Raw genomic sequence first — 17,403 nt, forward strand, 5'->3', positions numbered from 1 at the left:
TCATAGCCTCGGGCGTCTTCCGAGCAGTCTGGGCAGGCACAGGTAGACGGCGAGGACGAGCAGGATGCCGAGGACGGCGAGGACCTGGAAGGGCCAGGTGCCCGTCGCGACGACCACCCCGAGGAGCCCGGTGGCGAGGGTCGCGACGCTGACGACGGCGGTGGACCCGAGGTGGCCGAGTCCTCCGGCGGCGAGACGCTGGTACACGTGGCTGCGATGCGCCTCGTGCAGCGGCTCCCCCCGCCTCCAGCGCGCGATGATCGTCGTGCCGGTGTCGGCGACGTACACGAGGACCGGGCCGATCAGCGCGACGAAGGAGATGCCGCTGAAGGCCGCGTAGATGGCGACCGCGACGAGGGAGCCGCCGAGCAGGTAGCTGCCGACGTCGCCCAGGAACATCCGGCGCCGAGCGAGATTCCACGGCAGGAACCCGAGGAACGCGGCCGCCACGACGAGGCCGGCTGCCGTGACGCCCGGGAGACCGGCCACGGCGCCGAGACCGGCGTAGAACCCGCCGACGACCGTGCCGTGCATCGAGGAGATGCCGTTGACGCCGTCCATGAAGTTCGCGATGTTCGTGTAGGCGACGAGCGCCACGATCCCGAGCGGGATCCACCAGGAACTCGCGGCCATCGAGACGACGAGCACCCAGGTCGCCACGAGTCCGAGCACGACCTGCAAGCCGAAGCGCACCCGGACGGGGAGTCCGCGGACGTCCTCCACGGCTCCGATGGCCGCGTTCACGATCGACACGGCGGCGACGATCCAGAGCGGCAGACTGTGGAGCAGGACAGCGGCCGTGCCGAGGCCGACGGCGACCGCGAGCGCGACCCCGATCCCTCCCCCGCGAATCGTCGGGGTGACGTGCATGGATCGGTGGTTCGGGGTGTCGACGACCGCCCGACGGAGGAGGATCGGGCGGATGGCGAGCTGGGACAGCAGGCTCACGACGAGCGCGAGCACCCCCGCCAGGATGGCAACCGTCATTGCACCAGGTGGTGGGTGCCGGCGCCCTCGTCGGCGATCGTCTCCCGCCAGACGGCGATGTCGAGCAGTGCCGGGTCGAGCGGCTGGATCCGCGTGTGCGAGACCTTCGGGTGCTTCGAGCGGTCGGCGATCTCGTCGGTGTCGATGAGGACCTCGTGCAGCTTCTCGCCGTGCCGGAGACCGGTGTACACGATCTCGACGTCCTTGCCGGACGCGGCGATCATGCGCTTGGCGACGTCGAGGATGCGGACCGGACGGCCCATGTCGAGGATGAGGACCTCGCCCGGGTCGCCGATCGCGCCGGCCTGGATGACGAGCTTCGACGCTTCGGGGATCGTCATGAAGAAGCGGGTGACGTCGGGGTGCGTGACCGTGACCGGACCGCCTGCCTCGATCTGGGCGGTGAACGCCGGGATGGCGGAACCGCGGCTGCCGATGACGTTGCCGAACCGGACCGAGAGGTACCGCGCGTCGGTCTCCTGGGCGCTCATCCATGCGGTGAGCTTCTCGGCGATGCGCTTGCTGTACCCGAGGACGGTCGTCGGGTTCGCGGCCTTGTCGGTCGAGATGTTGACGAAGGTGCCGACGCCGACCGCCCGCGCCGCGTTGAGGACGTTCAGGGTGCCGAGGACGTTGTTCTTCCAGGCCTCGTCGGGGTACTGCTCGAGCATCGGAGCGTGCTTCAGCGCTGCCGCGTGGAAGACGACGTCGGGACGGCGGTCCTCGAAGATCTCCATGAGCGACGGGAGGTCGCGGATGTCGGCGAGCACGACCTCCTTGGTGTCGAGCAGTCCGTGTCCCGAGATCGAGAGCTGTGTGGTGTGGAGCCCCGTCTCGTCGCGGTCGAGCAGGACGAGCTCCGCCGGGCCGAACTGGTTGACCTGGCGGGCGATCTCGGATCCGATGGATCCGCCGGCACCGGTCACGAGCACGCGCTTGCCGGTGAGGTACCCCGCGATGCTCTCGACCTGGAGGTCGACGGTGTTGCGGCCGATGAAGTCCTCGACGTTGAGGTCGCGCAGGCTCGGCGCGCTCTCGCCCGTCCCGGGAGCCAGCATCGTGTCGATGGGCGGCACGACGAGCACCCGGAGCTTCGCCTCGTCGGCTCGCTCGCTGACCTGGCGGATGAAGTCGTTGTCGACGTCCGCGATGCTGATGATGAGCGCCTGCGCCCCGGTGCGCTTGACGGCCGCCACCAGGTCGGCTCCCGTGCCGACCACGGCGACGGAGGCGATGCGGAAGTTGCGCTTCGACGGGTCGTCGTCGATGACGCCCACCGGGAGGTAGGGCGACTGCGGGTCGCGCATGAGCCGAGGGATGATCGACATCCCGAGCGCACCGGCTCCGTAGACGAGGACGCGCTGCGCCTCGATCGGCCGACTGCGGCTGTCGACGAAGAGGCGCTTGACGTAGCGCGTGATGCCCATGAAGACGATGGCGAACGGGAACGCGATGACCGTCGTGGATCGCGGAACCCCCCAGGCGACGCCGAACACCGCGTTGACCGCGATGAGGATCGCGGTGACGATCAGCGCGACGACGATGAGCTGTTTCGCCTCGTAGAAGCTGCCGAAGCTGTGCAGGCCGTGGTAGTAGCTCCACAGGTAGGCCACGACGAGCTGGGCGACCACGGCGATGACGCACAGGAGGACCGTCCCGACGAGGGCCACGCGCTCGTACTCGAGCTCGAACCGGACGAGCTGGGCGACCACGATGGCGAGCACCCAGCACAGTGCGTCGAGGGCGGTCTTCGCGGCGAAACGAGGGCCTGGCGCCTGCGTCCATCTACGGGGGGCGTCGGGGAGCGTGGAGGTCATAACGTGTCGATCCTACCGATCGCCGGCTTCGCGTTGGCTGCGCACGGACTGCGCGTCGGGGCCGGGCGCACCGCGCTCCGCGGCGAGGGCTGCGATCGAGGACCGGAGACCGTCGTCCGTCGCCGTCGGCATGCGGTCGTGCCCGAGCGCGCCGAGCAATCGGGCACCGGAGACGCGGTAGTCCTCGGTGAGCTTCGCGAGACGCCCGGAGTTGAGCGGCACGGCGGGGACGCGATCGCCGACGGCGGCCGCCAGCCGGACGAGTGCCGGCGGCAGGGCCAGGCGACGGACCCGGCGACCGGTGACCTCGGCGATGAGGCTGACGAGGTGCCCCGTCGACACGGCCTCGTCGTCGGCGACGAGGTAGACACCCGTCGTGACGGCGGGCGTGTCGATGATGCTCGTGATCGCCCACGTGAGGTTCTGGATCGACACGAAGCTGCGCTCGTTGCGGAAGGCGTCGAGCGGGTACGGGATGCCGCGGGACAGGAGGCCGAAGAGGAGGCGGAGGTTGCCCTTGTCCCCCGGCCCGTGCACCATCGTCGGACGGAGGACGATCGTCCGGCGACCGGCAGGGGGCTCGACGGCGAGCAGGAGCCGCTCGGCCGCGAGCTTCGACTTCCCGTACGGGGTCACCGGGTGGGGCTCGGCGGACTCGTCGAGCACACCGACGACCGTCGCCTCGTTCACCGCGGCGACGCTGCTCAGTTGGATGAAGGTGGTGGCGTCCGACGCCAGGAAGGCGACGTACGCGCGTTCGGCGAGGTCGGTGTTGATCCGGCGGTAGACCTCGGGAGAGGCGGTGCCGTCGAGGTCGTGCGCCTTCCCGGCGAGGTTGACCACGACGTCGACGTCCGCGGGGAAGGGCTCCCCCGTCCACCCGCGCAACGAGAACGGCACGACCTCGTGGCCGGCCGCCTCGAGGACGGGGACGAGGTTCGTCCCGATGAAGCCGGTCGCACCGGTCACGAGCACCCGGCTCATCGTCCGAACCATCCCCACGTGCGGAAGTACACGAAGGCCCCCTGGATCGAGTACCACATCAGCTTCCGGTTGTGATGCGAGCCCTTCGCGAAGTGGTGGTGGATCGTCGCGCCGGGATAGTACGCGGTCCGGGACACCTGGAGGAAGCGTCGGGTGAGGTCGGCGTCCTCGATGTACATGAAGATCCGCTCGTCGAAGAAGCCGACGCGGTGCAGGGTCGAGGTCCGGAGGAACATGAAGCACCCCGAGAGGTAGGGCACGTCGAACATCGTCTTGCTGTAGTCGTGCGCCGGGTTCTCGTCGATGTCGCGGTACTCGTAGCGGGCCATGCGCTTCGCGACGAGCGGCTTCAGCGGACCGGGCAGGAATCGGCGGGCGAACAGGTCGAAGACGGAGGGGTTCCGCTTCACCAGGTACTGGAGGGATCCGTCGGGGTACAGCACCTTCGGCATGACGTGCCCGACCTCGGGGTGCTCGAGCATGAACTCGTGGAGCTGCTCGATCGCCTCCGGCTCGAAGTACACGTCCGGGTTGACCACCATGTGGAACTTCGAGCGCCCGAGGACCTTCGCGATCGCGAGGTTGTGGGCGGCGCCGAAGCCGGGGTTCGAGGGGTTGTGCAGGTACTCGACCCGCGGGTCGACCACGAGGTCGCGGAGCTCGTCCGTCGGCGAGTTGTCGACGAGGTAGAGCGTCTCGACGAGCGGGCTGCCGAGGGTCGAGTCGATGGCCGCACGCAGCTTGTCGCGATCGTTCCGGTACATGACGATGCAGGCGGTCACAGGACGGTCCACGGTTCACCCTCTCCGGCGGCGGGGACGGCACCGCCGAGGCACGACGGACGTGGGCCCGACGCGCCTGGTCAGTCTACGTGCTGCCCGCGTCCGGTCCTGGGAGCCCGTGGCCGCATACTGGAGTGGTGCCAGAGCGTGTGTTCTTCTTCGACTGCGACAAGACCCTGTACGACTACGACTTCCGGAAACGCCTCCCGGCGCTCTCCCGGTTGACGGGCGTGAGCCAGTACCGGCTCGCGAAGCAGTGGTGGGTCGGCGGCCACGAGGCCGCGGCCAACATCGGCGAGTACCCGACGAGCGACGACTATCTGGCGGTGTTCGCCGAGGTCACCGGATACCCGCTGTCCCTCGAGGAGTGGCGCGAAGCCCGTGCGGCGGCGATGACCCCGGTTCCCGGCGTCCTGGCCACCCTCGCCCGTGCCGCGACCCTCGGCACGGTCTCCCTGCTGTCGAACAACCCGATCCCGTTCCGGGACTCCTTCGCGCAGCTGGCTCCCGAGGCCGCAGCCCTCCTCGGCGAGAACGACCTCGTGTCCGCCGTCCTGGGAGCGGAGAAACCCGAGCCCCGTGTCTACACCCGCGCGCTCAGCCGGTACGGCGTCGCGCCCGACCGCACCATGCTCATCGACGACTCCGCGGCGAACTGCGCGGGCGCCGAGGCCGTGGGGATGCACGCGTTCCAACTGACGAAGGACGCCTCAGGGGCATTCGACGTCGCGGGACTCGACGCCGCGGTCGACGCCTTCGTGGCGGCCACACCCTGACTCGGCCCACCGGGCGGTGCGTCCCACCGGTCCCTGAACCGAACCGAACCTCGATTCCCTGAACCGAACCACCGGTCCCTGAGCTTGTCGAAGAGCGGCGGATCCACGGCTCGGACTCGCCCTTCGACAGGCTCAGGGACCGGAAGAGGGGCCCACGGAGCGGAGAAGCGCGGGCTCGCGACGCGTCAGCGGATTGCGATGGTGGTGCGGTCTCGGGTGGTGAGGTCGCGGTGGGTCGCCGCAGCGTGCCAGCCGTCGGCCGTGAGCAGCTCGCGGATGGCCTGCCCCTGGAGTTCACCGTGCTCGATGATGAGCGTGCCGCCCCGGTGGAGCAGTCGCTGCGCGGTGGCGGACACCTGGCGCACCACGTCGAGACCGTCCGGCCCGCCGTACAGCGCGGCCGAGGGGTCGTGGAGACGCACTTCGGGATCGCGCGGGATCGCGTCGTCCGGGACGTACGGAGGGTTCGAGATCACGACGTCCACCGAGCCGTCGAGCTCGTGAAAGGCGTCGGCGAGGTGCTCGAAGACCACGGTGGCGTTGGCTGCACCGGATTCGGCGAAGTTCCGTCTCGCCCAGATGAACGCCTCGACCGAGTTCTCGGTCGCGTAGATCGCCGCGTTCGGGACTTCGGTCGCCATCGCCAGCGCGATCGCTCCACTGCCGGTGCCGAGGTCGACGCCGATGGGCCGAGGGATCGGCACGGCTCGGAGCGCATCGATCGCGAACTGCACGACCGACTCGGTCTCGGGGCGCGGGACGAAGACGCCCGGTCCGACCGCGAGTTCCATCGAACGGAACGCGGCGCGACCGGTGATGTGCTGCAGCGGTTCGCGCGCGGCCCGACGCTCGACCAGCTCGGCGAACACGGTGCGTTCTTCGGCGTCCAACACGCGACCGGTGATCGCCGCGGCTTGTACAGCCCCGCGACCGAGTCCGAGCACGTGTCCGAGGAGGAGCTCCGCGTCGACGTCGGGTGACGGCACGGCTGCACGGATGAGGATCTCGACGGCGTGTCGGCGCGCGAGTTCGACGGTCGCAGGGTGGCCGGCGGACGGGGTGTCTGCGGCGGCGGCGGAAGGGGTGCTGGGCATGAGCGAGGTCATCATCTGGGGCGGCCTGGTCGGGTGGGCCGCACCGAGCCTACCCCACCGCCTCGGTGCGGCCGCGGGCCGGCGACCCTCGTCGTCACACGGGACACCCCCGATCGGCCAGGTCGTAGGCTGGACCGAGCCCCGTTCGAGGAAGAGGAACACCGTGACCGGCACCGTCTACACCGACATCACCCAGGCCTACGGCCGTACCCCGCTCGTCCGTCTGAACCGCATCGCCGAGGGTGTCGGCGCGACCGTCCTGGCGAAGCTGGAGTTCTACAACCCCGGATCGAGTGTCAAGGACCGTCTGGGTATCGCGCTCGTCGATGCGGCGGAGGCCTCGGGCCAGCTGCAGCCCGGAGGGACCATCGTCGAGTCGACGAGCGGGAACACCGGCATCGCGCTCGCCCTCGTGGGAGCCGCGCGGGGCTACCGGGTCATCCTCACGATGCCCGCCTCGATGAGCAAGGAACGCCGGACCCTCCTCCGCGCCTACGGTGCCGAGCTCGTCCTCACCGATCCGACCAAGGGGATGGCGAACGCCGTGCAGGAGGCGCAGCGCATCGTCGCCGAGCACCCCGGCGCCGTCTGGGTCAGGCAGTTCGAGAACGAGGCGAACCCCGCCATCCACCGGCGGACGACCGCACCCGAGATCTGGGAGGACACCGCCGGCACGGTCGACGCGTTCGTCGCGGGCATCGGGACGGGCGGGACGATCACCGGCGTCGGCGGCTGGCTCCGCGAGCACAACCCCGACGTGCAGATCATCGCCGTGGAACCCGCGGACTCCCCGCTGCTCAGCGAGGGTCGCGCCGGTGGACACAAGATCCAGGGCATCGGCCCGAACTTCGTGCCCGACATCCTCGACACCTCGTTGTTCAGCGAGATCATCCCGGTCGAGACCGACACGGCCTACGCGACCGCACGACGCCTCGCGACCGACGACGGCATCATCGGCGGCATGTCCTCCGGCGCCGCGGTGTGGGCAGCCCTCGAGGTCGGACGCCGTCCGGAGATGGCCGGCAAGACCATCGTCGTCATCATCCCCGACGCGGGCGAGCGCTACCTGTCGACGACGATGTACGACGACCTGCGCGACTAGGCTCGACGCATGGGAATGCTGTCGCGGGTCCGCGAGGACATCGGTGCCGCACGCGCACACGATCCGGCGGCCCGCGGCACCATCGAGATCGCGCTCAGCTATTCCGGTCTGCACGCCGTCTGGGCGTACCGGCTGCACCATCGACTGTGGCGGCGCGGCTTCCGCACCCTCGCCCGGTTCGGCTCGCAGTTCACCCGGTTCCTCACCGGGATCGAGATCCACCCGGGCGCCCGGATCGGCAGGCGGTTCTTCATCGACCACGGTATGGGCGTCGTCATCGGCGAGACGGCCGAAGTGGGCGACGACGTCATGATCTTCCACGGCGTGACCCTCGGCGGGAAGAGCCGCGGCGTCGGCAAGCGCCACCCGACCATCGGTGACGGCGTCGCCGTCGGTGCCGGGGCGAAGATCCTCGGGCCCATCCTGATCGGTGCGGGGACCATCGTCGGCGCGAACGCCGTCGTCACCAAGGCCTGCCCACCCCGCAGTCTGCTGCTCGGCGTCCCGGCGGTCGAGCGCCCGCGCGGGAGCGGCGCCCACGGCCTCGCGTTGCTCGATCCCGAGTACCACATCTGATCCGCGCGAGGTGAGGTGATCCGTCGCCCACGCCTCCCCCGGACGACGATCTCCCGCATTCCACCCGCATCCCCGCTCCTCGAGAGGTCCCCATGAGTCTCATCCGCCTGCACGACGTCACCGTCCGGTTCGAGGAGCGCCCGGTGCTCCGCGACGTCTTCTTCCGGCTCGAGCCAGGCGACCGGGTCGGGCTCATCGGCCGGAACGGCTCCGGCAAGTCCACCCTCCTGAAGCTCGCGCTCGACCAGCTCCAGCCGGACTCGGGCACCGTGACCATCGAGGACGGGACGCGGATCGGGTACTTCTCGCAGTTCTCGGAGCTCGACGGCAGCGCAACCATCACCGAGGTCCTCGAAGGGCTCTTCGGTCACATCCACGCCATCGAGGCGGAACTCGCATCCATCGACGCCGCGATCGCCGCCGACCCGGACGACCTCGACGGGATGACGAAGCTCATCGAACGGCAGGCCGAACTCTTCGAGGAGATGGAGCGCCAGGACGGCTGGGACTACCAGCGCCACATCGACACCGCCCTCACCACGCTCGGCTTCGACGCCGCGCGCCGCGTGCTCCCCATCGACTCGCTCTCCGGTGGTTGGCGCAACCGCGCGGCGCTCGCGAAGATCCTCCTCGAGCGGCCGGACGTCCTGCTCCTCGACGAGCCGACGAACTTCCTCGACGTCGCGGGGGTCGAGTGGCTCGAATCCTGGTTCGGCTCGTTCCGCGGCGCGGCGATCGTCGTCTCGCACGACCGGACCTTCCTCGACGCCGTGGTCACACGCATCGTCGAGGTCGAGAACTTCCACCTCCACGAGTACCCCGGGAGCTTCGACGAGTACGTCGTCCAGAAGCAGTTCCGGCTCAAGAGCCTCGAGGCGCAGTTCGTCCACGAGTCCGAACTGCTCGCCTTCGAGGCCGAGGGCATCTCGGACCGTCGCGAGGCGGCCAAGGCCGCTGGGAAGAAGGACCTCTCCTCGCAGCTGGCGAAGATCAAGAAGGCCAGGCCGCCGCGTCCGGTCGACGACATCATCACCGACATCTACGGCGGCCTGCACATCAAGGACACGCTCTGCCGGATCCAGGGGCTCACGAAGGCCTACGGCGAGCACACGCTGTTCGACGGACTCGACCTCGAGATCGGCCGCCGCGAACGCATCGTCGTCCACGGTCCGAACGGTGCGGGCAAGTCCACGTTCCTCCGGATCCTCGAGGGCGACGAACGCGCCGACGCCGGTCACGTCACGTGGACCGGCGGGGTCAGATACGCGTCCTACAACCAGATGGTCGACGAGCTGGACCTCACCGACACGGTCGCGCACGCCGTCGGCGCCATGCCCGACAGCCTCGCCTTCGCAGCGACGAAGAAGTCGGTGAACCGCTTCCTCGGCATGTTCCAGTTCTCCGACGCCGACCTCAAACAGAAGATCGGCATGCTCTCGGGTGGGCAGCGCGCCCGCGTCGCCATGGCCCAGTGCCTGCTCTCCGGAGCTTCGGTGCTCCTCCTCGACGAGCCGACGAACCACCTGGACCTCGCGAGCACGCAGGTGATGGAGCGCGCACTCGTGCACTTCCCCGGTGCCATCGTCGTGGTCAGCCACGACCGGTTCTTCGCCGACAAGGTCGCGACGAAGCGACTGCGCATCGGCTGAACGACGAGAGCGCAGTCGTGGTCGTCATCCGAGCGGGATGACGACCACGACTGCGCTTTCGAGTGCTAGTCCTGGTCGCCGATGTCGGCCAGGCGCGCTTCCTCATCGGCGGTGATCGCTGATTCGATGATCGGCCCGAGCGCGCCGTTCATGACGCCGTCGAGGTTGTACGCCTTGTACCCGGTCCGGTGGTCGGCGATGCGGTTCTCGGGGAAGTTGTAGGTGCGGATGCGCTCGGAGCGGTCCATCGTGCGGATCTGCGTCTTGCGGGCAGCGCTGTCGAGTGCCGCCTGCTCCTCCTGCTGACGCGCGAGGATGCGAGCGCGGAGCACACGCATGCCGGCCTCACGGTTCTGCAGCTGGCTCTTCTCGTTCTGCATCGACACCACGATGCCGGTCGGCAGGTGGGTGATGCGCACCGCGGAGTCCGTGGTGTTGACCGACTGACCGCCGGGGCCGCTCGACCGGTAGACGTCGATCTTCAGGTCGTTCTGGCTGATCTCGACCTCCTCCGGCTCATCGACCTCGGGGAAGACGAGGACACCCGTGGTGGAGGTGTGGATGCGGCCTTGGGACTCGGTGGCCGGGACGCGCTGCACGCGGTGCACGCCGCCCTCGTACTTGAGGTGCGCCCAGACCCCCTGCGACGGGTCGGTCGCGTTCGACTTGATCGCCACCTGGACGTCCTTGTATCCACCGAGGTCGCTCTCGGTGCGTTCGAGGAGCTCGGTCTTCCACCCCTTGGACTCCGCGTAGTGCAGGTACATCCGGAGCAGGTCGGCGGCGAAGAGCGCGCTCTCGGCGCCGCCCTCGCCACCCTTGATCTCCATGATGACGTCGCGGCCGTCGTCGGGGTCGCGCGGGATGAGCAGACGGCGGAGCTTCTCCTGGTTGGTCACCAGCAGCTCTTCGAGCACCGGCACCTCCTCGGCGAACGCCTCGTCCTCCTTGGCGAGTTCCCGGGCGGCGTCGAGGTCCTCCTGCGTCGCCTGCCAGGTGTGGTAGGCCGCGATGATCTTCGACAGCTCGGCGTAGCGGCGGTTGATCTTCTTCGACCGTGCGGGGTCGGCGTGGACCGCCGGGTCGGCGAGCTGATCCTGGAGATCCTTGTGCTCGGCGACGAGCGTCTCAACTGATTCGAACATCGTTCTCTTCCTTCATCACCATCATGCGGCACCGGGGGCGAAACGGGACCGACCCCACCCGTTCCCGATGCCAGTGCGGCGCGGGTACGGATGGGGTCGGTCGGGACCGCTAGCGGTGGTTGTTCTCGTGTCCGTGGCTGTGCGAGGTCGGTGCGGGCATCGACTTCTGCATCTGGACGAGGAACTCCACGTTGGACGTGGTCTCCTTCAGCTTGCCGAGGACGACCTCGAGGGCCTGCTGCTGGTCGAGGCCGGCGAGGGCACGACGCAGCTTCCAGGTGACCTTGACCTCGTCGGGGGCGAGCAGCATCTCCTCGCGGCGGGTCGAGGACGCGTTGACGTCCACGGCCGGGAAGATCCGCTTGTCGGCGAGCTGGCGCGAGAGCCGGAGCTCCGAGTTGCCGGTGCCCTTGAACTCCTCGAAGATGACCTCGTCCATCTTGGAACCGGTCTCGACGAGCGCGGTCGCGAGGATCGTGAGGGATCCGCCGTTCTCGATGTTGCGAGCGGCACCGAAGAAACGCTTCGGCGGGTACAGCGCCGCGGCGTCGACACCGCCGGAGAGGATCCGACCCGAGGCGGGTGCGGCCAGGTTGTAGGCACGACCGAGACGCGTGATCGAGTCGAGCAGCACGACGACGTCGTGGCCGAGCTCGACGAGACGCTTGGCGCGCTCGATCGCGAGTTCGGCGACCGTCGTGTGGTCCTCGGCCGGACGGTCGAAGGTGGAGGCGATGACCTCACCCTTCACCGTGCGCTGCATGTCGGTGACCTCTTCGGGACGCTCGTCGACCAGCACGACCATGAGGTGGACCTCAGGGTTGTTGATCGAGATCGCGTTGGCGATCTGCTGCAGGACGATGGTCTTCCCGGCCTTCGGCGGGGCGACGATCAGGCCGCGCTGGCCCTTGCCGATCGGTGCGACGAGGTCGATGATGCGCTGCGTGAGCTTCGTCTGCTCCGTCTCGAGACGGAGGCGCTCCTGCGGGTACAGCGGGGTCAGCTTGCCGAACTCGACGCGGGCGCCGGCCTCGTCGACGGACAGGCCGTTGACGGAGTCGACCTTGACGATCGCGTTGTACTTCTGGCGGCTGCTGCTGTCGTTGTCGCGCGGCTGACGGATGGCCCCGACGACGGCGTCACCCTTGCGCAGGTGGTACTTCTTCACCTGGCCGAGGGAGACGTAGACGTCGTTGGTGCCCGGGAGGTAGCCGGAGGTGCGCACGAAGGCGTAGTTGTCGAGGACGTCGAGGATGCCGGCGACCGGGATGAGGACGTCGTCCTCGGCGATCTCAGGCTCGACGTCGTCGTTCTGCACGGATCCGCGACGCTTGCGGTCGCGGTAGCGGCTGCGGCCGCCACGACCCTCGGAGTCGTCGCCCGGTGCGCCCTGGTTGCCCTGACCGCCCTGGTTGCCGCGGTTCTGCCCCTGCTGCTCCTGCTTGGCGTCGGCCTTCTGGCCGCCGTCGGCGTTCTGGCCACCGTTGTTCTGGTTGCCGTTGTTCTGGCCACCGTTGTTCTGGTTGCGGCCTCGGCCACGACCGCGGCGCCCGCCGGACGACTGGCCGTCCTGCTGCTCGCCGTCCTGGGTGTCGTCGGCGTCCGTGTTCGCGGCGTCGTCGTTCGAGTCCTGCTCGGAGGCGTTCTGTGCGGCGCGGTTCTGCTCGCCGCCGGCCTGCTCGCCGGTGCCCTGCTCAGCCGTGTTCTGCTCGGCGTCGTCGGCGTTGCGGTCGCGATCGCGTCCGCGACCACGGCGGTTGCCGCGCGAACGCCTCGGCGTCTGCTCGGGGGTCGTTTCGTCGGCGCTCGGCGACTCGGCGGTCGCGGCAGCGTCATCGGACTGCTCGGCGGGAGCCGCGTCGGCCGGAGCGGACGGTGCCTCGGCCTCGACCGGGGCGGGCGCTGCAGCCGGCGCAGCCGGTGCCTCGACGACGGGGGCGCCGACGATCGGGGTCGCGTTCGGGGCGACGGTGGCCGTCGTGGCCCGGCGGGACTTGCGTCGCGCCGGCGGGGCCGCCTTCTCGGCACCGAAGGCCTGGTCGAGCGCGAGGTCGAGCTCGGGCAGCTTGGACTGCACCGGTGCCTCCGGCGCGACTTCGAGCGCGGAGACCGACTCGATCACGTCGGCGGTCTCGGTAGCCGCGGCGTCGGTGTCGGTGTCGGTGCTGTTCTGGATGTTCTGGATGGCTTCGACCAGCTCGCCCTTGCGGAGCTTCGAAGCTCCGGCCACTCCGAGAGCGGCGGCGAGACGCTGCAGGTCGGCGACCTTGAGCGTCTTCGGGTCGGCATCCAGCGAGACGCCTGAGGCGCCTTCGTTGACGTCTGTCACGTGTGTCTTCCTTCCCTTGCGTCGAGACAGAGCTGTCTCGCGCAGGCGGCGATCGCACCGGAATCCTGTGCGGCGGGTGGGTGATGTTCACACGACGCAGAGCCTGTGCGGATAGCCCGGTGCGACGACCCGGCGGAGCGCTGCTCAGCAGGATGGAAACACGGTGGGACCCGAACAGACGCGATCAATTGGTGCGAAAGCGATGATTGTGCGGAATTGCCCCGGAAGCCGGTTACGCCGAAGAGGCGGGGTGGGCCGGGTGCCCTCCCACTGTAGCACCCTTGAAGTCGACCGCGAGCATGAGCGACTGCCACGGCGTGGTGGCGTGCTCGGCGACCAGCGCAGTGGCTTCGAGGCGTCGTCCGGGATCGTCCGCGAGCACGAGGATCGACGGACCGGCGCCGGACACGACGGCGGCGAACCCGTGCTCGCGCAGCACCGTGATGAGGGTGTTCGTCTCGGGCATCGCGGCGGCGCGGTAGCTCTGGTGGAGCCGGTCCTCGGTGGCCGCGAGCAGGAGCTCCGGGCTCTGCGTGAGCGCGGCGACGAGGAGCGCCGAACGCGAGACGTTGAACGCCGCGTCGGCGTGTGGCACGTTGGCGGGCTGCAGGCTGCGGGCGAGTTCCGTGGACATCGTGTGCTCGGGGACGAGCACGAGCGGCGAGACCCCGCGATGCACGATGAGCTTCTTGTGCTGCGGGCCGTCGTCCGTCGTCCACGCGATCGTCAGGCCGCCGAACAGCGCCGGAGCGACGTTGTCGGGGTGACCCTCCATCTCCGTCGCGAGCCGGAGGAGGTCGTCCGGTCCGAGCTCGACCCGACCCTCGAGGAGCCCCTTCGCCGCCATGATGCCGGAGACGATCGCGGCGCCCGAGGAACCGAGGCCGCGGCCATGCGGGATGACGTTCCGCGCGACGACGTCGAGACCGGGGAGGTCGTGGCCGTAGGCACGCAGAGCATGTGCGATCGCGGTGATCACGAGGTTGGACGCGTCGGTCGGCACCTCGCCGGCGCCGACACCGATGACCTCCACGAACACGCCAGGCTCCTCGCGGACCGTGACAGTCAGCTCGTCGTACAGGGCGAGCGCCAGACCGAGCGTGTCGAAGCCGGGGCCGAGGTTGGCGGTGGTCGCCGGCACCTTCACGGTGACGGTGCGTCCGATCGCAAGCGGTTCGGTGTGACTCATAGGGATGCCTGCAATCTGGTGAGAGGTCGGCGAGCGACGCGGTCGGTGGTCCTGCGGTTCGGCACCTACTCGGCTCCTTCGACCCGGAGCACGGACACGACCCGCTCGACGTGGGCGTTCGAGGCGAGCTGCTCGACCGTGGCCGCGAGGGCCGATTCGAGCGCCCGGTGGGTGCCGATGACCAGGGTAGCGGTCGACAGCGTCCCGTCCGAGGAGGCCACGGACTGCTGGAAGGTCTCGACCGAGACACCGCCGTCGCTGAGGATCCCAGCGACCGCGGCGAGCACGCCGGGTTCATCGGCCACCTCGAGGGTGACCTGGTATCGCGTCGTGACGCGGCCGATCTCGAGGACCGGCAGGTCGGCGTGCGTGGACTCGCCGACACCGGGGCCGCCGGCGACGTGACGACGGGCCGCCGAGACGAGGTCGCCGAGCACCGCGGAGGCGGTCTCCTTGCCACCGGCGCCGGCGCCGTAGAACATCAGACTCCCGGCGTTCTCGGCCTCCACGAAGACGGCGTTGTTGCCGCCGTGCACCGCGGCGAGCGGGTGCTCCCGACCGATGAGCGCCGGGTAGACGCGGGCGGACAGGCCCTCCTCGCCGGTGGTCTCGTCGACGATCCGCTCGGCGATCGCGAGCAGCTTGATGACGTAGCCCTCGCTGCGGGCGAGGTCGACCTGCGCCTTCGTGATCCCGGTGATGCCTTCACGGTGGACGGCCTCGACGGGGACGGTGGTGTGGAAGGCGAGACTCGCCAGGATGGTCGCCTTCTGCGCCGCGTCGTAGCCCTCGACGTCGAGGGTCGGGTCGGCCTCGAGGTACCCGAGCTCGCTCGCGACGGCTGCCGCGTCCTCCATCGTGTCGCCGAAGCGGTCCATCCGGTCGAGCATGTAGTTCGTGCTGCCGTTGACGATGCCGAGCACCCGGTTGATGCGGTCGCCTGCAAGGCTCTCCCGCAGGGGTCGGATGATCGGGATCGCCGCGGCGACGGCCGCCTCGTAGTACAGCTGGGCGCCGACCTGCTCAGCCGCGTCGAACAGTTCAGGGCCGTGGGTCGCGAGCAGCGCCTTGTTGGCGGTGACGATGTCGGCACCGGCGTTGATGGCCTGCAGGATGTGACTGCGCGCCGGCTCGATGCCGCCGATGAGTTCGATCACGATGTCGGCGCTCAGGATGAGCTGCTCGGCATCGGTCGTGTACAGCTCGTTCGGCAGGTCGACGTCGCGAGGTGCGTCGACGTCGCGCACGGCGATGCCGATGAGCTCGAGGCTCGCTCCGGCTCGGGACGCCAGTTCGTCGGCGTGCTCGAGCAGCAGACGCGCCACCTGCGAGCCCACCGATCCGGCACCCAGGAGGGCGACCTTCAGTCCGCGGTATTCGATCATTCCGTGTCCAATCCCGCATCGCGGCTGAGGAGGTCGTGCTCGGTCTCGCCCCGCACGATGACGCGGGCCGCGCCACCCGACACGGCGACGACGGCCGGGCGACCGAGGTAGTTGTAGTTGCTCGCGAGGGACCAGCAGTAGGCCCCGGTCGCGGGGACGGCCAGGAGGTCGCCGTCGCGGACGTCCGCCGGCAGGTAGTCGGCGTTCACGACGATGTCGCCCGACTCGCAGTGCTTGCCGGCGATCCGGACGAGCGCGGGGGGCGCGTCGCTCACGCGATCGGCGATCCGGACCGTGTAGTCCGCGCCGTACAGCGACGGCCGCGCGTTGTCGCTCATCCCGCCGTCGACGCTGACGTAGCGGCGGACGGCCGTCTCGCCCTCGTCGTTCCAGGCGACCACGACGTCCTTGATCGTGCCGACCTCGTAGAGCGTGATGCCTGCGCCGCCGATGATCGCGCGTCCCGGTTCGAAGGCGAGCTTCGGGATCCGGACGCCGTGGAGGTCTGCCGCAGCCTGGACTCCGGCGAGGATGTCCGCCGCGAGCTGCTCGATCGGCGTCGGGTCGTCGGCGCTGGTGTAGGCGATCCCGAAGCCGCCACCGAGGTTGAGCTCGGGCACGGGGCCGCCCTCGAGCAGGCGCGCGTGCACGGCGAGCAGGCGGGCGGCGGATTCGGCGAACCCGTCGGACCCGAAGATCTGCGAGCCGATGTGGCAGTGGAGTCCGAGGAAGTCGAGCGAGGCGTGGGCCCGGATGCGCGTGACGGCGTCGACGGCGTCCTCGAGCGGCAGGCCGAACTTCTGGTCCTCGTGGGCGGTCGCGAGGTACTCGTGCGTGTGGGCGTGGACGCCGCTGTTCACGCGCAGACGCACCGACTGGACCCGGCCGGCGCGCTCGGCCGCTGCGGCGACGCGGTCGATCTCGGTGAGGCTGTCGAGCACGATGGCGCCGATCCCGACGCCCACGGCTCGCTCGATCTCCGCGACCGACTTGTTGTTGCCGTGGAAGCCCAGCTGGGCCGGATCGGTTCCGGCGGCGAGTGCGACGGCGAGTTCTCCGCCGCTGCAGATGTCGATGCGGAGGCCCTCCGCCGTCATCCACCGCGCGACCTCGGCCGAGAGGAACGCCTTCCCCGCGTAGTAGACGGCGACACTCGTGCCGCGGGCGGCCGCCTCACGCTCGAACGCCTCACGCAGCGTGCGGGCGCGGGCCCGGGCGTCGTCCTCGTCGACGACGTACAGCGGCGTGCCGAAGCGCTCCTGAAGCGTGCGGACGTCGACGCCGCCGAGCTGCAGGCGGCCGTCGGTGTCGCGGGCGGCCGATGCCGGCCACACGGCTGGATCGAGCGCGTTCGGATCGACGGGCTCGGCGAGCCAGTCGGGGGCGAGGGGGTTTCTGGCCACGGGGGTGTCCTGAGTCCTGTTGAGCGGAAAAGGAGGTTCTCGTTGGGCGAGCGGACCCGGTTTGGCCCCTGAAGCACCGATTTGTAGAGCACCGATGAAGGTGGATGCGCACGGCCCGGTGGTTGGTGATCCCGGTCGTCCGCACCCATCGCCGCTCGGTTGGAACGACTGAGGTGGAACACGGG

Annotated in this window: 14 protein-coding genes; 4 read left to right on the forward strand and 10 right to left on the reverse strand. The window is 69.6% G+C overall.

The genetic code is table 11. The annotated features are described in order from the left end of the window. From IFU30_RS18580 to IFU30_RS18595, 4 genes are read right to left on the reverse strand one after another with little or no spacing between them, the layout of a single operon-like run. Complete coding sequence (locus IFU30_RS18580; RefSeq protein WP_192006659.1) at window positions 1-987, reverse strand: MraY family glycosyltransferase; 987 nt, start codon at window positions 985-987, stop codon at window positions 1-3. Beyond that, the gene (locus tag IFU30_RS18585) at window positions 984-2,804 is read right to left on the reverse strand and encodes a polysaccharide biosynthesis protein (protein ID WP_079002758.1); all 1,821 of its coding nucleotides are present in this window, start codon (window positions 2,802-2,804) and stop codon (window positions 984-986) included. The genes IFU30_RS18580 and IFU30_RS18585 overlap by 4 nt, the downstream gene beginning before the upstream one ends. Before the next feature lie 12 nt (window positions 2,805-2,816). Then, window positions 2,817-3,788 (reverse strand): NAD-dependent epimerase/dehydratase family protein, encoded by a 972-nt coding sequence (locus IFU30_RS18590; RefSeq protein ID WP_192006661.1) that lies wholly within the window; start codon window positions 3,786-3,788, stop codon window positions 2,817-2,819. Continuing rightward, a complete protein-coding gene (locus tag IFU30_RS18595) occupies window positions 3,785-4,582 on the reverse strand; it encodes a glycosyltransferase family 2 protein (protein WP_139382577.1) in 798 nt (265 codons plus the stop codon). The genes IFU30_RS18590 and IFU30_RS18595 overlap by 4 nt, the downstream gene beginning before the upstream one ends. A 125-nt stretch (window positions 4,583-4,707) precedes the next feature. Here IFU30_RS18595 and IFU30_RS18600 point away from each other — a divergent pair, with 125 nt between their 5' ends. Beyond that, window positions 4,708-5,346, forward strand: coding sequence for an HAD-IA family hydrolase (locus IFU30_RS18600; protein ID WP_342450896.1), 639 nt, complete (start codon window positions 4,708-4,710; stop codon window positions 5,344-5,346). A gap of 185 nt (window positions 5,347-5,531) precedes the next feature. Here IFU30_RS18600 and prmC read toward each other — a convergent pair whose 3' ends face one another. After that, complete coding sequence (prmC, locus tag IFU30_RS18605) at window positions 5,532-6,440, reverse strand: peptide chain release factor N(5)-glutamine methyltransferase (RefSeq protein ID WP_249404926.1); 909 nt, start codon at window positions 6,438-6,440, stop codon at window positions 5,532-5,534. A gap of 163 nt (window positions 6,441-6,603) precedes the next feature. Here prmC and cysK point away from each other — a divergent pair, with 163 nt between their 5' ends. From cysK to IFU30_RS18620, 3 genes are all read left to right on the forward strand, one after another. Next, window positions 6,604-7,542 (forward strand): cysteine synthase A, encoded by a 939-nt coding sequence (gene cysK / locus IFU30_RS18610; RefSeq protein WP_079707199.1) that lies wholly within the window; start codon window positions 6,604-6,606, stop codon window positions 7,540-7,542. Window positions 7,543-7,551: 9 nt separating this feature from the next. After that, entirely contained in the window at window positions 7,552-8,118 is a 567-nt protein-coding gene (epsC, locus tag IFU30_RS18615) for a serine O-acetyltransferase EpsC (RefSeq protein ID WP_079707200.1), read from the forward strand. A 92-nt stretch (window positions 8,119-8,210) separates the two neighbouring features. Beyond that, window positions 8,211-9,767 (forward strand): ABC-F family ATP-binding cassette domain-containing protein, encoded by a 1,557-nt coding sequence (locus tag IFU30_RS18620; protein ID WP_192006665.1) that lies wholly within the window; start codon window positions 8,211-8,213, stop codon window positions 9,765-9,767. 65 nt (window positions 9,768-9,832) lie between these two features. On the opposite strand, the gene prfA is transcribed toward IFU30_RS18620, so the two are convergent. The 5 genes from prfA to lysA all read right to left on the reverse strand — a co-directional run bounded on the left by prfA (window position 9,833) and on the right by lysA (window position 17,218). Further along, window positions 9,833-10,912 carry a peptide chain release factor 1 gene (prfA, locus tag IFU30_RS18625; protein WP_071262434.1) on the reverse strand — a complete coding sequence of 360 codons (1,080 nt, stop codon included), beginning with the start codon at window positions 10,910-10,912 and terminating at the stop codon, window positions 9,833-9,835. A 109-nt stretch (window positions 10,913-11,021) separates the two neighbouring features. Beyond that, complete coding sequence (gene rho, locus IFU30_RS18630; protein WP_124769593.1) at window positions 11,022-13,241, reverse strand: transcription termination factor Rho; 2,220 nt, start codon at window positions 13,239-13,241, stop codon at window positions 11,022-11,024. Between the two features lie 232 nt (window positions 13,242-13,473). Continuing rightward, a complete protein-coding gene (gene thrB / locus IFU30_RS18635; protein WP_124769594.1) occupies window positions 13,474-14,430 on the reverse strand; it encodes a homoserine kinase in 957 nt (318 codons plus the stop codon). A gap of 65 nt (window positions 14,431-14,495) precedes the next feature. Beyond that, window positions 14,496-15,815, reverse strand: a complete 1,320-nt coding sequence (locus tag IFU30_RS18640; protein ID WP_192006667.1) for a homoserine dehydrogenase — start codon at window positions 15,813-15,815, stop codon at window positions 14,496-14,498. Then, window positions 15,812-17,218, reverse strand: a complete 1,407-nt coding sequence (lysA, locus tag IFU30_RS18645; RefSeq protein WP_192006669.1) for a diaminopimelate decarboxylase — start codon at window positions 17,216-17,218, stop codon at window positions 15,812-15,814. Before lysA ends, IFU30_RS18640 begins: the two co-directional genes overlap by 4 nt. Window positions 17,219-17,403: the final 185 nt, after the last annotated feature.

This window comes from Plantibacter sp. CFBP 8798 (assembly GCF_014841195.1).
Taxonomy (GTDB): Bacteria; Actinomycetota; Actinomycetes; order Actinomycetales; family Microbacteriaceae; genus Plantibacter; species Plantibacter auratus.

Coding starts and splice junctions, on each gene's coding strand:
- IFU30_RS18580 (WP_192006659.1), bottom strand. CDS start 987: ATGACGGTTGCCATCCTGGCGGGGGTGCTCGCGCTCGTCGTGAGCCTG.
- IFU30_RS18585 (WP_079002758.1), bottom strand. CDS start 2,804: ATGACCTCCACGCTCCCCGACGCCCCCCGTAGATGGACGCAGGCGCCA.
- IFU30_RS18590 (WP_192006661.1), bottom strand. CDS start 3,788: ATGAGCCGGGTGCTCGTGACCGGTGCGACCGGCTTCATCGGGACGAAC.
- prmC (WP_249404926.1), bottom strand. CDS start 6,440: ATGCCCAGCACCCCTTCCGCCGCCGCCGCAGACACCCCGTCCGCCGGC.
- epsC (WP_079707200.1), top strand. CDS start 7,552: ATGGGAATGCTGTCGCGGGTCCGCGAGGACATCGGTGCCGCACGCGCA.
- IFU30_RS18620 (WP_192006665.1), top strand. CDS start 8,211: ATGAGTCTCATCCGCCTGCACGACGTCACCGTCCGGTTCGAGGAGCGC.
- prfA (WP_071262434.1), bottom strand. CDS start 10,912: ATGTTCGAATCAGTTGAGACGCTCGTCGCCGAGCACAAGGATCTCCAG.
- thrB (WP_124769594.1), bottom strand. CDS start 14,430: ATGAGTCACACCGAACCGCTTGCGATCGGACGCACCGTCACCGTGAAG.
- IFU30_RS18640 (WP_192006667.1), bottom strand. CDS start 15,815: ATGATCGAATACCGCGGACTGAAGGTCGCCCTCCTGGGTGCCGGATCG.